The 14,758-nt window shown below is 63.8% G+C and carries 13 protein-coding genes and 1 riboswitch; of the genes, 1 reads left to right on the top strand and 12 read right to left on the bottom strand.

Going from position 1 to position 14,758, the window contains the following annotated elements; genetic code table 11:
- Nucleotide 1: 1 nt before the first annotated feature.
- The 5 genes from AAFO90_RS18550 to AAFO90_RS18530 form a co-directional block, all read right to left on the bottom strand.
- Entirely contained in the window at nt 2-631 is a 630-nt protein-coding gene (locus AAFO90_RS18550) for a precorrin-8X methylmutase (protein WP_347510326.1), read from the bottom strand.
- 1 nt (nt 632) lies between these two features.
- Nucleotides 633-1,793: a precorrin-3B synthase gene (gene cobG, locus AAFO90_RS18545; RefSeq protein ID WP_347510325.1), complete on the bottom strand. Its 1,161-nt coding sequence runs from the start codon at nt 1,791-1,793 to the stop codon at nt 633-635.
- Nucleotides 1,790-5,035, bottom strand: coding sequence for a cobaltochelatase subunit CobN (cobN, locus tag AAFO90_RS18540; RefSeq protein ID WP_347510324.1), 3,246 nt, complete (start codon nt 5,033-5,035; stop codon nt 1,790-1,792). The genes cobG and cobN overlap by 4 nt, the downstream gene beginning before the upstream one ends.
- 149 nt (nt 5,036-5,184) lie before the next feature.
- On the bottom strand, nt 5,185-6,219 hold the full coding sequence (gene cobW / locus AAFO90_RS18535; protein ID WP_347510323.1) for a cobalamin biosynthesis protein CobW: 1,035 nt from the start codon (nt 6,217-6,219) through the stop codon (nt 5,185-5,187).
- Nucleotides 6,220-6,222: 3 nt separating this feature from the next.
- A complete protein-coding gene (locus AAFO90_RS18530; RefSeq protein WP_347510322.1) occupies nt 6,223-6,645 on the bottom strand; it encodes a DUF1636 domain-containing protein in 423 nt (140 codons plus the stop codon).
- A 102-nt stretch (nt 6,646-6,747) separates the two neighbouring features.
- A riboswitch (cobalamin riboswitch) is annotated at nt 6,748-6,964 on the bottom strand.
- A 52-nt stretch (nt 6,965-7,016) separates the two neighbouring features.
- Here AAFO90_RS18530 and cobO point away from each other — a divergent pair.
- Nucleotides 7,017-7,652, top strand: a complete 636-nt coding sequence (cobO, locus tag AAFO90_RS18525; protein WP_347510321.1) for a cob(I)yrinic acid a,c-diamide adenosyltransferase — start codon at nt 7,017-7,019, stop codon at nt 7,650-7,652.
- Nucleotides 7,653-7,725: 73 nt separating this feature from the next.
- On the opposite strand, the gene glpD is transcribed toward cobO, so the two are convergent.
- From glpD to AAFO90_RS18490, 7 genes are all read right to left on the bottom strand, one after another.
- Nucleotides 7,726-9,294 (bottom strand): glycerol-3-phosphate dehydrogenase, encoded by a 1,569-nt coding sequence (gene glpD, locus AAFO90_RS18520; protein ID WP_347510320.1) that lies wholly within the window; start codon nt 9,292-9,294, stop codon nt 7,726-7,728.
- Nucleotides 9,287-10,084 carry a DeoR/GlpR family DNA-binding transcription regulator gene (locus AAFO90_RS18515; protein ID WP_347510319.1) on the bottom strand — a complete coding sequence of 266 codons (798 nt, stop codon included), beginning with the start codon at nt 10,082-10,084 and terminating at the stop codon, nt 9,287-9,289. Before AAFO90_RS18515 ends, glpD begins: the two co-directional genes overlap by 8 nt.
- 172 nt (nt 10,085-10,256) lie before the next feature.
- Complete coding sequence (locus AAFO90_RS18510; RefSeq protein ID WP_347510318.1) at nt 10,257-11,336, bottom strand: DUF1513 domain-containing protein; 1,080 nt, start codon at nt 11,334-11,336, stop codon at nt 10,257-10,259.
- A gap of 18 nt (nt 11,337-11,354) precedes the next feature.
- Complete coding sequence (locus tag AAFO90_RS18505) at nt 11,355-12,377, bottom strand: imelysin family protein (protein WP_347510317.1); 1,023 nt, start codon at nt 12,375-12,377, stop codon at nt 11,355-11,357.
- Nucleotides 12,374-13,936, bottom strand: coding sequence for a di-heme oxidoredictase family protein (locus AAFO90_RS18500; protein WP_347510339.1), 1,563 nt, complete (start codon nt 13,934-13,936; stop codon nt 12,374-12,376). Before AAFO90_RS18500 ends, AAFO90_RS18505 begins: the two co-directional genes overlap by 4 nt.
- Nucleotides 13,893-14,381 carry a bacterioferritin gene (gene bfr, locus AAFO90_RS18495; protein ID WP_065271139.1) on the bottom strand — a complete coding sequence of 163 codons (489 nt, stop codon included), beginning with the start codon at nt 14,379-14,381 and terminating at the stop codon, nt 13,893-13,895. Before bfr ends, AAFO90_RS18500 begins: the two co-directional genes overlap by 44 nt.
- Nucleotides 14,329-14,622: a (2Fe-2S)-binding protein gene (locus tag AAFO90_RS18490; RefSeq protein ID WP_082996010.1), complete on the bottom strand. Its 294-nt coding sequence runs from the start codon at nt 14,620-14,622 to the stop codon at nt 14,329-14,331. Before AAFO90_RS18490 ends, bfr begins: the two co-directional genes overlap by 53 nt.
- Nucleotides 14,623-14,758 lie beyond the last annotated feature (136 nt).

Genomic DNA, 14,758 nt, shown 5'->3' with positions numbered 1-14,758 from the left:
GTTATTCTTTCCAGCTGGCCAGCGCGTTGACGGCTGCCACGGTGATGGCCGATCCGCCAAGGCGGCCCTTCACGATCATCGACGGCACGGGAAGGTCCTGCATCAGCGCCTCCTTGGATTCCATGGCGCCCACAAAACCCACCGGGCAGCCGATGATGGCAGCCGGGCGCGGGCAGGTGGGATCCTTCAGCATGTTGAGAAGATGAAACAGCGCGGTCGGGGCATTGCCGATGGCGACCACGGCACCGTCAAGTTTTGGGCGCCACAGCTCCAGCGCGACGGCGGAGCGGGTGTTGCCCAGCTCCTTGGCCATGTTCGGCACCTTCGGATCGCGCAGGGTGCAGATCACTTCGTTCTCTGCAGGCAGGCGCGGGCGGGTGATGCCTTCGCTGACCATATAGGCATCGCAGAGGATCGGCGCCCCCGCCGCCAGCGCCGCGCGGGCGGTTTCGGCCATGCCGGGGGAAAAGCGGATATGCTCCTCGAGCCCCACCATTCCGGCGGCATGGATCATGCGTACGGCGACGCTTTCCTCATCGCGGGTGAAGCGGCCCAGATCGGCCTCGGCCCGGATGGTGGAAAAGCTTTCGGCGTAGATCCTGGCGCCATCGGTTTCATAGGTGTGGAGCATGTCAGCTGCCCTCTGTCAGAAGCTCGGGAGCGGCGCGCAGGGCGCGGGCGCTCAGGCTGTGTTTGATCGGCTGATCGGCGGCAGAGCCGTTGCGGATCAGGGTGAAGGTGTCATTGGCAGTGGCGGTCAGGGTCAGCGGCGCAGTGCCGGGATGGGCGCAGCCCTTGGCGCAGCCGGAGACATGCAGATGGGCGTCTTCCGGCACATGCGGCGCCAGATCGCGGGCCAGATCGCGGGTCGCTGAAAGCGCCTGCAGGCAGCCGGGCGCCCCGGTGCAGGCGCTGACCCGCAGGCACGGATCAGCGGCGTCTAGGATCAGGCCGGGCAGGGGGGCGATATCACGAGCGCCTTCGATCAACAGCATCCGCCAGGGCGTGAGGCGCAGGGCGCCGTGATCGGCAAGTGATGTGAGCGTGCCCGCTAACATTTGGCCAAATTCCAGCGCAACCAACTGGCCTGCGCCCGTTTGGCCCGGCCTGGCAGCCGAAGAAGCCACGTTGGCGACCAAGCTATAGCCTGATGGAAGTGGTGTGCCTTTGGCAAGGTGCAACCTCATCCGCCCGCGCCCATCGGGTGCACCACCAGTGTCAAGGAACCATCGGGCGAGGTTCAGTGCCTCGGGGACGGCGGTTTCCCGTGTCACGGACAGGCCAAGCTCGGCGCCATCGGGGCGCAGGATCAGGCCCGATGCATCGCGCTCGATACGGATATCTGCGGCAGAGTCTTGCAAGACGGGCGCTGTGCCACAATCCACCGCGAAACCGAATTTTCCCGGCAAGCTCAGATCCGTGGCCGCCGTCAGGGTCGCCGCCAAATTACGGGCAATCACTGCGTTGTCGTCGCCTTCTGTCCAGAAGGGTGTCAGCATCACATTGCGCCGTGCTTCGGCAGCCTCATCTGTGTCGAGAAGCCCAAGATCCCGTAGGCCAGAGAGCAGCGCAGTGTGGCTGTCGCCCTTTATGCCGCGCATCTGCAAGTTGGCCCGGGCTGACAGGTCAAGAAGGCCATTGCCATGTCGCCGGGACAGTTCAGCAACGCCGCGGGCCTGTTCGGGGCTGAGCCGTCCCATGGGCGCACGGATGCGCACCACCAGCCCGTCGCCGGACATCATCGGGCGCAGGGCGCCGGGGCACCACCCGTAGACTTTTGGGGCTGCGCTCATGGTGCGCCCTCCAGTTCAGCGATGATCGAATTGCGCCGGGTGACCCAGAGGTCGGCCTCAGCCAAGGCGCGGAAGCGGTCGCGCAGGGCGGCAAGCGCGTCGGGGTTCTCCCGCTCCAGGAACTCCACGAGATCTTCGCGACCCAGGGTGGCCTCGAAGTAGAGGTCAAACAGGTGTGGCGGCACCGCCTGTGCCAGATGGGCGAAGGCCGCCATGTGATCCAGCGTTGCGGCAATCTCGGCGCCGCCGCGAAAGCCATGGCGCATCATCGAACTTGCCCAATCCGGGTTGGCGGCGCGGGCGCGGGTGACGCGGGCGATTTCCTCGCTGAGGGAGCGTGCCTGCGGTGTATCAGGGCGGGTGGCGTCCATATGGTATAGTGCGGGCGCTTTTTGCCCGATACGGGCCATGGCGGCGGCAAACCCTGCCTCATGCGCAGCGTAATCCGATGCGACCAGAAGATCGGTTTCCGGCAGGTCCTGAAGATGCACAAAACTGTCGGCGCCTTTCAGGCGATCCTCCAGTGCTACGCGCGCCTCGGCAATCTCGCCCTTGGCGTCGATGGCATGGGAGGAGGCATTGAGCCAGGCCTCGCCCGCGGCGGCGCGGGCCTCGTCCGAGTAATCGTCCAGATGTGCACCCATGGAGAGACCGTATTGGCCGGGTTTCGGGCCAAAGACGCGCGGCGCCTCTGCCAAATAGGGGTTATCGGCCTTGGCTTCGTCCCGGTTCGCCAGAGCGGCGGCGGCGGTCTCGAACATCTGGGCAAGGCCGGGAAAGACATCGCGGAACAGGCCCGAGACGCGCAGAGTCACATCGATGCGGGGGCGGTTCAGCATGGAAAGCGGCAGCACCTCGAAGCCCGAGACCCGTTCAGAGCCTTCATCCCATTTTGGAGCAAGCCCCGCCAGATGCAGCGCCATGGCGAATTCCTCGCCCGCGGTGCGCATGGTGGCCGATCCCCAGAGATCGATCACCAGCCCCCGTGGCCAGTCGCCGTGATCCTGAAGATGGCGGCGCAGCAGCTCTTCCGCCAGCTTGACCCCCTGCGCATGCGCCGCCCGCGAGGGGACCGCCCGTGGATCGGTGGTAAAGAGGTTGCGCCCGGTGGGGATCACGTCCGTGCGCCCGCGAAAGGGAGAGCCAGAAGGGCCGGGGGCCACCAACCGCCCAGAAAGCGCATCCATCACCCCGGCGATTTCCTGCGCACCGCACTGGCCGGTGCCAAAGATGTGCAGGCCCTCGCCGTACTGGCTTTCCTTGATGTCGCAGACAAAGGCATCGATGCGGGTGATCGCCTCGGCAGCGGAGCAGTCGGGGGTGAGGCCGAGATCCGCCTCGACGCCGGTACCTTGGGCCTCGGCGCGGATATCTTCGATCAGACGGTCGCGGCGGGCAGGGTCCAGTCCATCGGCGGTTGAATACTCATCCAAGAGGCTTTCCAGCCGCGCCATGCCATCGGGCAGGCTGGTCTGCGCCAGTGGCGGCGGCAGGTGGCCCACGGTCACACCGGCGATGCGCCGTTTGGCTTGTGCGGCCTCGCCGGGATCGTTGACGATGAAGGGATAGATCACTGGCAGGGCACCGATCAGCGCCTCGGGCCAGCAGGTGTCAGACAGGGCGACCGCCTTTCCGGGCAGCCATTCCAGCGTGCCGTGGGCGCCGATGTGAAGGACGGCGTCAACCTGTGTCTGGAGCCAGAGGTAGAAGGCCACATAGGCATGGCGCGGGGTGCGCTCCAGATCGTGATAGTCGTCGACGCGGGTCGTAACCTCTCCGCGTTCGGGTTGCAGGGCGATAATGGTCTTGCCTGCGGTGAGGGCCTTTATGTGAAAGGCACCATCTTGCAGATCCGGGTCGTCTTCGGGGGCACCCCAGGCCGCCTTGAGGTCGGTTTGCAGGGGGTCGGGAAGCGTTTTCAGAGCCGCCTTGTAATCCGCGAGCGGCAAGGCGATGCGCTCCTCTATGAGGCGGGCGCCAAGATCGCCTGTCCCCGTGATGCTGTAGCCCTGATCGGCCAGAGCGCCCAGTAGCTGTTCGCAGGAGGCCAGCGCATCAAGGCCCACCGCATGGGCGATGTTGTAGTCGCGCCCCGGATATGTGGAAAGTACCAGCGCCAGGCGTTTGTCGCGGTTTTCCATTTGCGCCAGCCGCAGCCAGCCTTCGATCCGGTCCACGGCAGCGCGTACGCGGCCTAGATCGGCGCGGTGGGCAAAGCGCGAATACTGGAGGTCGGGGTCCTTCTTGGCCGGGGCCTTGAAGCTGACCACGCCCGCCATGATACGGCCATCCACCTCGGGCAGGACCACATGCATGGCAAGGTCAGCGGGCGACAGGCCCCGCGCCGCCTCGGCCCAGTCCTTGCGCCGCGCGGTGGAGAGCGCCACCTGGAACACCGGGCAGCCTGTTGTGCTCAGCGGCGACGGGCGCCCGTCTGAGCCTTGCGCCGAAAAGGCGGTGGCGTTGATGATGGCGGCGGGGGCAAGCCGGGGGAGTTCCGCTCCCAGCCAATCGGCGGCTGCGGGGGCCTTGAGGCTGGCGGCAAAGGTGCCATAGGCGGCATAGCCGCACGCGCGCAGCTCGGCGATCAGCGCATCCACCGGGGCGGTGTCTGCCGAAGTCAGGTACGAGCGGTAGAAACTGACCAGGACCAACGGCCTGTCCTCTTGGGGGGTCTGCGCGATCACGCCTCGATCAGGGTCGTAGTAGCCATAGTCGGGCGTTGTCTTCATCCCCGGAACCGGGCCCGCGTATAGGCCCGCTGCCAGGGCAAGCTGTGCCAGGGCCGCCTGTGCTGCGACCGCGCCGCCCGCATCGCACAGCGCCTGCAGACGCCGCAGGGTCGAAACCGGCAGGGTCGAGAGTTCATCAAGGCGTGGATCCTCGCGCCCGTCGGCGGGCAGGATGGCGAGGGCGATCCCCTTGCGACGGGCCAGGTCCTGAAGGGTAGCAAGGCCGTAGGGCCAGTAGCTTTCGCCGCCAATGAGACGCACCAGAACACCCTTGGCGCCTTCCAGCGTCTGTTCTGCATAGGTGTCAACCGACAGCGGGTGTTTCAGCGCCACCAGATTGGCAAGGCGACAGGAGGGAAGCTTACCGCCCGCCCGGTGCCAGCCCGCGGCAAAGGCGCCCAGATCGCTGTCGGAAAAGGACAGAACGATCAGCTCCGCCGGATCCTGCCCAACGTCAAAGGGCGTATCGGTTTCTTCAAGGCCGTGACTTTCGCGAAAGACGACATGCATGGGTCAGCTCCACCCGATCTGATCGGATACGCGGAGGACGGCCCACTGCCGCGGGTGGGGGCAAAGCCCCCGCCCATGGGGGCGGTCGGGGGCTGTCCGGTCTTTCGACCGGACGAGACAGCTGTTTTTGTCCCAGTCTTGCACCGAACTCAGGCTCCCAGATCCGCGTGGATGCCCGCGACGTCGATATCGTCGTGTTCGGCAATCACCACTAGCTGGGTCTTGCGCGGCTGGGCGCCCCAGGGTTGGTCGTATTGGGCGCGCAGCCGTTCGCCCACCGCCTGAACCAGCATGCGCATCGGTTTCCCTTCCACCGCGACATAGCCTTTGACGCGCAGAATTTTGCGGTTGCGGGCCATGTTGACGATGCGGTCCTGCAGGTCCTGCGGGTCGGAGATTTCGCCCATTTCTACGACGATGCTTTCAAAGTCATCATGCTCGTGATCGTGGTGGCCATCGTGATGACTGGGGCGGGCCTCCAGATCGTCTTCCGCCGCCGCGCCGATCCCCAGCACCACACGCGGATCGATCACGCCTTCGCTCATCGGCAGGATCGGCAGTTGGCGCGGGGCTTCGGCTTCGATTACGGCACGGGCCTTGGCAAGGCCTTCTTCCCCGGCAAGGTCCGCCTTGGACAGAAGCACGATATCTGCACACGAGATCTGGTCCTCGAAGACTTCGGACAGCGGGGTTTCATGATCCAGACTGTCGTCCGCTTCGCGCTGGGCCTGCACGGCGTCAAGATCCGGGGCGAATTGCCCTGCGGCGACGGCTTCGGCGTCAGCCAGGGCAATGACCCCGTCTACGGTGATGCGCGAGCGGATCGCGGGCCAGTCAAAGGCTTTCAGCAGCGGTTTCGGCAGCGCCAACCCGGAGGTTTCAATCAGGATATGTTCGGGCGTTTCCGGCAGGGCCATTAGGGCCTCAATCGTGGGGATGAAATCGTCCGCCACGGTGCAGCAGATGCAGCCGTTCGCCAGCTCGACGATATTGTTTTCCGGGCAGTTTTCATCGGCGCAGGATTTCAGGATGTCGCCGTCCACGCCCGCGGTGCCGAATTCATTGACCAGCACGGCCAGACGTTTGCCCTGCGGGTTTTGCATCAGATGGCGGATGAGTGTGGTCTTGCCCGCGCCGAGAAAGCCGGTCACCACGGTGACGGGAATTTTGTTGAGATCGCTCATCGGTTACTCCTCGGATGGGCTGTCACCCGGCTGGGGCGCCGGGGGAATGCGGGCGATGGATTGTTTGCGAAAGACCTGCGGACGCGCGCGCCAGGGCACCAGACCGTCGTGGGTCGCGGCATAGGCAGCCGCACCTTGCAGGATCTCCTCTACGTGTTGATCGGGATCCAGATCGCCGTAGATGTAGCTCCAGCGCTCTGTGCCGCCGCTCAGCACCATGGAGCAGCCGCGCTTGCAGGCGGACAGGCATTCGACGCCGCGCACCGAAACCCCGTCGGGCAGGTCGGCGGCGCGCAGCGCCTGCAGCAACAGGGTGCCGGGCCGGGTGGCTTCGGGATCAACGCCTTCGCGCTTGCAGGTGGTGCAGATGGTCAGGGTGACCTCTGGGCTGCCTTTGAGGGGCTGTTCAGCCGTATCCTTCGCCATTGGCGGGCGTCTCCTTGCGTCCTGTCAGACAGACGGGGAGAGGCCAGAGGGGAGCCGTATGGATGAATCGGCTCTCATCCGGTCGCGGCACACCCCGTCCGCCCGTAGATTAAGTCTGTTGGCAGGTCTCCCGGCTTGCGGATCTCAAGACCGTCGCAGTGCTGCGGGGTCTTTGCGGTTCTCCGGCCTTCCCGGTGTTACCCAGTGGCGTGGAGACCTCTCCGGTCACGGTCGCGGGGGCGGCTGTGCTTGGGCCAGATGGCCGTGTCACATTCCCTCTTCGCCTGCTTTCGCAGGAACCAACAAAATCCCCTTGCGCTATTGCGGGCTTCCTTGTCAAGACATGGTGCCAAACTGCAGGAGGGCACTTGGTGACCGAAAAGTCTGATAACGGCATTTCCGAGGAAGAAGCGGCACGGCACGCGTCCAAGATGGCGAAAAAGAAAGCGGCGCGTGACCGCATGATGGCCAATAAGGACGGTGAAAAGGGGCTGATCATCGTCCACACCGGCCCCGGCAAGGGCAAGTCCAGCTCGGGATTCGGCATGATCATGCGCTGCATCGCCCACGGCATGCCATCCGCCGTGGTGCAGTTCATCAAGGGCGCCTGGCAGACCGGCGAACGCACCCTGATCGAGGAGCATTTCGGCGATCTGTGCCAGTTCTACGCGATGGGCGAAGGGTTCACCTGGGAGACACAGGACAAGGCCCGCGATATCGCAGCAGCCCGCGCAGGTTGGGAAAAGGCCAAGGAAATGATCCTAGATGAGCGCAACACCATGGTTTTGCTCGATGAAATCAACATTGCTCTGCGCTATGAATATCTGGATCTGGAAGAGGTTCTGGAGTTCCTGGTTGAGCAGAAACCGCCGATGACCCATGTGGTTCTGACCGGACGCAACGCCAAGGAAGAGCTGATCGAAATCGCGGATCTGGTGACCGAGATGGGCCAGATAAAGCATCCTTTCCGCGCCGGGATCAAGGCGCAGAAAGGGGTGGAGTTCTAAGACGGCCAGACCATCTGCAGAGGTGTCACCGGGCAGGGAAGCCCATGCCCGGTGCGTTTGGATTGCCGCGTCGTTACGCGGCAATCTTGTCCTTGATATAGGTATCGACGGCCGCGCGCTCTTCCTCGGTCAGGCGCAGGCCCAGTTTGGTGCGGCGCCACAGGAAATCATCGCCGCTGCGCACCCATTCGTTGGCAATCGCCCAGTCCAACTCCCGCTCGGTGATGGTGGCGCCAAAAGTGCGCCCCAGCGCCTCGGCGGATTTTGCTTCACCCAGGATCAGCCGCGCTTCGGTGCCATAAGCGCGGATCAAACGCCGGGCCCAATAAGGCGTCAGGAAGGAATAATCCGCTGCAAGATCCGCCTGCAGCTTGGTCACATCATTGACCGCGAAATTGCCGCCGGGCAGGGGCACACCTGCTGTCCAGTTGCCGCCGACGCCGGGCAGAGCCTCGGAGATCTTGGCAAGCGCGGCCTCGGCCAGTTTGCGGTAGGTGGTGATCTTGCCGCCAAAGATGTTCAGCAGCGGTGCATTTCCCGTGTCCAGTGACAGCACGTATTCCCGCGTCGCCGCCGTCGCCGAGCTGGCGCCATCGTCATACAGCGGGCGCACACCGGAGTAGGTCCACAGAATGTCGTCGCGGTGCAGCGGCTTTTTGAAATACTGCGAGGCAAAATCGATCAGGTAGTCCTGTTCTTCGGGGGTGCAGTTAGGGGCGGTCTCAGGGTCAGGATGGTCGGCGTCGGTGGTGCCGATCAGGGTGAAATCCTCTTCATAGGGGATGGCAAAGATGATCCGCCCGTCGGTGCCCTGAAAGAAATAACAGCGTCCGTGGTCGAAGAGTTTCGGAACCACGATATGGCTGCCGCGTACCAGACGCACGCCTTCGCGGCTGTTCTGGCCCAGTTTCTGGTTCAATACCTCCGCAACCCAGGGACCCGCCGCATTGACCAGCATCCGCGACCGACGCGTGAACACTTGCCCCGTCAGACTGTCCTTCAGGTGGATAAGCCAATGATCCTCGGCGCGTTCAGCCGCCAGAACTTTGGTGCGGGTCATGATTTCGGCGCCGCGCGCCTGCGCGTCGCGGGCGTTGAGCACCACCAGCCGGGCATCCTCGATCCAGCAGTCCGAATATTCAAAGGCGGTCTGGAACTTGTCCTTCAGCGGCGCCCCCGCTTCGTCGCGGCTGAGGTCCAGCTTGCGGGTGCCGGGCAGGATGCCGCGCTTGCCCAGCGTGTCATAGAGAAACAGCCCAAGGCGGATCAGCCAGGCCGGGCGGCGGCCCTTCATCCAGGGCATGATCCGCGTCAGCAGGCGGGAGGTCGGCGTTTCACTGTCGAACCTCATCTCCTTGTGAAAAGGCAGCACAAAGCGCATCGGCCAGGAAATATGGGGCATCGCCTTCAGCAAGACCTCGCGCTCGATCAGCGCTTCGCGCACCAGGCGGAATTCGAAATATTCCAGATAGCGCAGGCCGCCATGAAACAGTTTGGTTGAGGCCGAGGAAGTGGCCGAGGCCAGATCGTTCATTTCTGCAAGGCTGACCGACAAGCCACGGCCTGCCGCATCGCGGGCAATGCCGCAGCCGTTGATGCCGCCGCCGATGATGAACAGGTCGGTGATCTTTTGATCAGTCATTTTCGGTTCTTTCGTTTTGGCTGGCGGTGTCTCCGGCCACGATGATGCGTGTTCCCGCGGCGCGCGCGGCCTCGGCAAAGGCATCGGGCACCGGCGCATCGGTGATCACTACGTCGAGATCCGCCACATCACAGATCCGCACTGGGGCGGAGCGGTCGAATTTGCTGTGATCGCAGACCAGAACGCGGGTACGTGCGTTTTTCAGAATGGCGCGGGCGACGGAGACCTCGCGACCGTCGTGGTCCATGATGGCGCCATCCGCATCGAGGGCGGAGGCGCCGATAATGGCGAAATCGACCTTGTAGCGGGAAATGAATTCCACCGCGTCTTCGCCGACGATGGCGCCGTCGCTTTGCCGGACCGCGCCGCCAACCAGGATCAGCTCACGCGCCTCTCCACCCATCATCATATTGATAATGTTTATGTTGTTGGAAATGACTGTCAGGCCGCGATGGCCGGATAGGGCACGGGCCACTTGCTCGGTCGAAGTGCCGATATTGAGCGTGATCGAGCAGTCTTCGGGGATCAGTTCAGCGGCCTCGGCTGCCATCGCCAGTTTCCCCGCCGCGTTCAGCTTGCGCCGGTCCGCGTAGGCGCGGGTGGCGGCTGAGCTGACGCGCACCGCGCCGCCATGCACCCGCGACAGCGCGCCACGCTGCGACAGGTCGCGTAGATCGGTGCGCACGGTCTGCAGCGACACGCCGAACCGCTGTGCCAGATCCTCGACCTCGACGCGATCCTGAGTGTTCAGCAGCTCTATGATTTCGTTCTGACGAGTCGTGGCATCCATGGGCTTTCCTTTCCAAAGCCCATCTAGCGATTCATTTTCGCTTTGTCATCGTTTGTTTTCGAAAAAGTTCGTTTTGCGCGGAGAGCAAAAATCCACTTGTCGCGCAGGCTTCATCTCGCCCGCCCCGGCGATATGCGGGACGGGGGGAGTTGTTTCAGACTTCAGAGGAGTGTCAGATGACAGGGATCAGGTGGTTGTCCCAGCGCAGCTCGGCCTGGTTCAGGACCGACAGGCGACCCTTGGCGATCTCGACGATCTCACCGCTGCCGGAACTTGCGATAAACCCATCTGTCGATTGGGACAGGCCGCAGACATCGGGCAGATGATGTTCCGTGGTGAGAGCTCCGCTTGCGGTGTCCATGACCTGCACCACGCCGCCGCGGGGCGAGGTGACAGCTACTTGCTGACCATCAGTGGAAAAGGCAATGGAGCCGCCGTATCCATTGAGGTTGCGCAGGCGCGGGTCATCGGCGGCCATCAGCCGTGGTGCACTGCCGGGCTTGTGCAGCCCGACGATCGGCACATCTGCACCCAGATCGCCCTGCCATTGCATGGCAAAGGCAACGGTGCCATCCGTCTGCATCGCCAGATGGCGGATCGAGTTTTTGTGCAGCTGGGCGTCCAGCTCGACCTGTTCGGTCACCTGGCCGTCGAAATCCAGATAGCTGAGGTTGGGTCGCATGGTGGGGATGTTCAACTTGGCCCGGCCACTGTCGGGATGGGTGTCGATGCCGCCATTTGCGACGACCAGCCCCGTACCATCTGCGCGCAGCATCATATCATGCGGGCCGATCCCGCCAGACGCAAAGCTACCGATGCGGCGGTAGGGGGCGGTGCCATCCCAGACACCAATGATGCCGCGCCCGGCCTCGAAGTGGTTTTCGGTGGTCAGCAGCACGCTGCCATCGGGTGTGAAGACGCCGTGTCCGTAAAAGTGATGACCTGCTGGAGGCTCCAGCCGGGCCAGTTGCGCGCCGGTGCGGCAGTCGATCACATCGGCAAAGCGGCCGGGGCGGCGGGCAAAGGCCACAGCGATGGGCCGCGTGGGGTGGGCGGTGGCAGCATGGCCGCGGCCGGGCAGGGGGTGGCTGAACAAGAGGGTGCCAAGGTCCGAAAGGCCCGCCAGGAAAAAGCTGCCATCGGCGGCCTTGCCTGCGGACAGATAGGCGGGCGAGCCCAGATCGGCCCAGCTGGCCGCCGGGGCCATCCCTGCCGCCAGAAGCCCAGCCAGAAATCCACGTCTTGAGGGCATGTCTTTGGGTCCTTTCTGTTAATCGCCATCCAGGGCGTTGAAACCGGCCTCGACGCCAAGCGCGGGACCAAGATCCTCACCGATGGTTTCGCGCAGTTTCCGGATGTCCTGCTGCACTGCCTCAATCCGCAGCCGCGTGCCCGGCTCTGCAACGCCTGCAAAGGTCGGATCGTCGAGGCGGCTGGCGTGCTCGACCGCAGTGTCAAAGGCTGCATCCAGTTCCGCTGCAAGATCGGCATCTCCGTCGCTGAGGATGCGGGCCAGCGGTGCCAGCGCTTCCAGCGCCAGGATCACGTGGTGCTGGGAGCGCCCCGAACGATAGGCTTCGGCGCGTTTCGGGCGCGGCCTGTCGTAGGTGCCCAGCGGCCGTCCCAGCCGCATATCGATCAGGATCTGCAGGCCGGTATCCAGCGCCTTGAACAGTTCCTGTTTGACCTCGGCCTCTGAGCGGTAACGATCACCTGGGTGGCGGATCTGGTCGGCATAGCTGTCGCGCCAGTCCATCCAGATCACATCGGCTGTGGTGGCGATATCTTCTGCAATGGCGCGGGTCAGCTGGCAGCGGTAGTCGGCGCTGCCCAGCTGCTGCATGTCCTCGTCGTAAAGGAGGAATTCCAGCGCATAGAAGCCGCGCGCTGCAATCGATACGCTGGTATAGGCCGTCGCATCCTTGGCAATCGGATCCTCGGCAGTGATCAGCGCCCGCAGCGCCTTTGGCGTTTTGCCCCGGCTGTCCGGCCAAAAGGCGAGCGCAAAGGCGCGGTTATCCCTTTCGGTCGGCCCGAACCGCAGGTGGCTGACCGCGACCCAGGCATCAAAGGCTTCGCTGTAGGCCTGCTGCAACTGGACCGATCCGGGGTCGCAGACCTCAGCGGCTGTCGCGCTCAGTTGCTGGGCCTCCTGCGCCAGTGTTTCGAAACCCGGCAGGATATGCTGCTCCAGGGCCTCATCAATCACCCCCGCGCGTGCAGAAAATGGCGTCAGGGTAAGGGTGACGGCAAGGGCAGGGGCCAGCAGGCGGGACAGGATGGGGCGTGTCATAGGCTCTCCAGAAAACGGATAAGATCGGCGCGGTCCTCGGAGGACAGGGAGACCACGTGGTCGCGGGCATCTTGCGCTTCGCCGCCATGCCACAGGATCGCCTCCAGCAGGCTGCGGGCGCGGCCATCGTGCAGGTAGGTGGCGCGCGGCGATACCTGCTGCGTCAGGCCAATCCCCCAGAGCGGCGCGGTTCGCCATTCCCGACCATTGGCGCGGGCTTCGGGGCGGTGATCGGCAAGGCCTTCGCCCATGTCATGCAGCAGCAGGTCGCTGTAAGGCCAGATCAGCTGGAAACTGTGCTCCGGGCGGTCTTTCAGGCGATGGGTCACGAATTTGGGCCGGTGGCAGGCGGCGCAGCCGCTGTCGTAGAACAGTTCCTTGCCGCGCAGCACTTGCGCATCGTGCAGGTCACGGCGGGCGGGTACGGCCAGATTGCGGGCGTAGAAGGTGACCAGATCCATGTTCGGTTGATCGATCTCGGTGCCGCGGGCGTCATCATTTCCGTGCGGGGCTGCGCGGCATTTTGTTTGGCTCGTGATGCATTCCCCCCAAGGGGCGGGAAACAGCGGCGTGGAAATGCCGATATCGCCGGAAAAGGCGGCGGCGGATTGTTCGTGCACCGTTGGCATGCCCGCCTTGAGGCCAAAGCGGCCCAGCATGATCTGCTGAAACTCTTCGGACCAGACCAGATTGGCCCGACCGGAAATGCCATCTCCGTCGGCGTCGTCCGGATCGGCAGCGGCAAGGATATCGGCGGTGGGGATCGCCTCAAGCAGGCCAAGGCCAATCATCGGCGGCGCCACGCGGGGGGACAACATGGCGTTGGTGTGCAGCGGGCCGTAGCCCAGATCCTCGGCGCTGTAGATCGGTCTGCGCAGCGAGGCGGTTTCGCCACCGTTCAGATCGACGGTCTCTTCTTCATAATGGATGCCAAGCCGGTATTCCGGGGAAATGCCTGGGGCCGAGAAATCCTGAAGCTGCTGCCCGTAGGTGGGGTCGGGGGCCGTGCCGATATAATCCTTGATTGCCTGAACCTGCTCGGGCACCGGACCGGGAATGGAGACGCGCAGAAACATCGCGGTAGAACGGTAATCCGGCCCCGCAGGCACATGGCCGCGCCCATCCTTCAGATGGCAGCGCTGGCAGGAGCGGGCGTTGTAAAGGGGGCCAAGCCCGTCAGAAGCGCGGGTGGAGGAGGGCGAGAACACCCAGATTTTCTTGAACAGCCCATTGCCCAGCTTGAATTCCAGCTCCTGCTCGAAAGACAGGTTGGCGGAGTGTTGGGAAAAGGCCTCATTGTCGCTGCGGGCGCGTGTTGTCGTCGCGCCAGCAGGATGGGTTTCATAGGGCTCGGGGGCCGAAAAATCCGTGGCAGGGGCGGTCACCGCACGGATGCGCTGGCTGTCCTCGGCGGTGCGGGGGATCACATCCAGATGCGGATCGCCAAGGGACAGGCTGGTCAGATCCAGCGCCTGTCCGGTGCTGGCTGCGGCAAGCGCCGCAGCCAATAGGAGGTTACTCTTCAGCCTCTTCCATCTTGGTGGCGTTGAGTTGTGCATAGTTTTCGGCACCGATCCGCTCGTGCAGGTCCAGCTGTGTCTCAAGAAAGTCGATATGACCCTCTTCATCGGCCATCAAGGCTTCGAACAGCTTCATGGTTACGTAGTCGCCTGCAGTGTCGCAGGCTTCGCGGGCTTCCTTGTAGAGCGCGCGGGCGCTGATTTCGGCCGCCAGATCGCATTCCAGTGTTTCCTTGGGGTTCTGGCCGATGCGCAGCGGGTCCAGTTTCTGCAGGTTGGGATGCCCGCCAAGGAACAGAATCCGTTCGATCAACTTGTCCGCGTGCTGCATCTCTTCGATGCTTTCCTCGCGGCTTTTCTTGGCCATGCTGCCCAGCCCCCAGTCTTCCTGCATGCGGAAGTGAAGCCAGTACTGGCTGACAGCGGTCAGTTCATGGCGCAAGGCCTTGTTGAGGTAGTCGATGACGATTGGGTCGCCCTTCATGGCTGTTCTCCTGTCCGAGTGGCTTGCGTAGGTTCTGCAACTGCGCAGGTACACTTACCTTAGCATTGCCGCGCATCGTGTCGAGGAAGAGCGGCATGCATCCGCCACAATCAGCGGCTTTGCCGAGCGCATGGTAGATTTTGCCGGGGGTGATGATCGTCCGGGGGTCTGCGGCGCGCATCCAGTCGATGGCGGCGTGAATGTCGTGATCGGTGATCTGTGTGCAGTGGCAGACGATCATGGCCTGGCTCCCTTAGAGCCCGATTTGAAACTAATTGAGTGAGTTCAGGAGGTTGTGTTTCTGTTCGGGTACGACACTGAACGGAGACCACGATGGCCTGGACCGAACTCACCCGCAGCCAGCATGCCCGTGAGGG

Source organism: Phaeobacter sp. CAU 1743 (genome assembly GCF_039839315.1).
Taxonomy (GTDB): domain Bacteria; phylum Pseudomonadota; class Alphaproteobacteria; order Rhodobacterales; family Rhodobacteraceae; genus Phycobacter; species Phycobacter gallaeciensis_A.
This window is presented reverse-complemented; position numbering and strand designations above follow the sequence as displayed.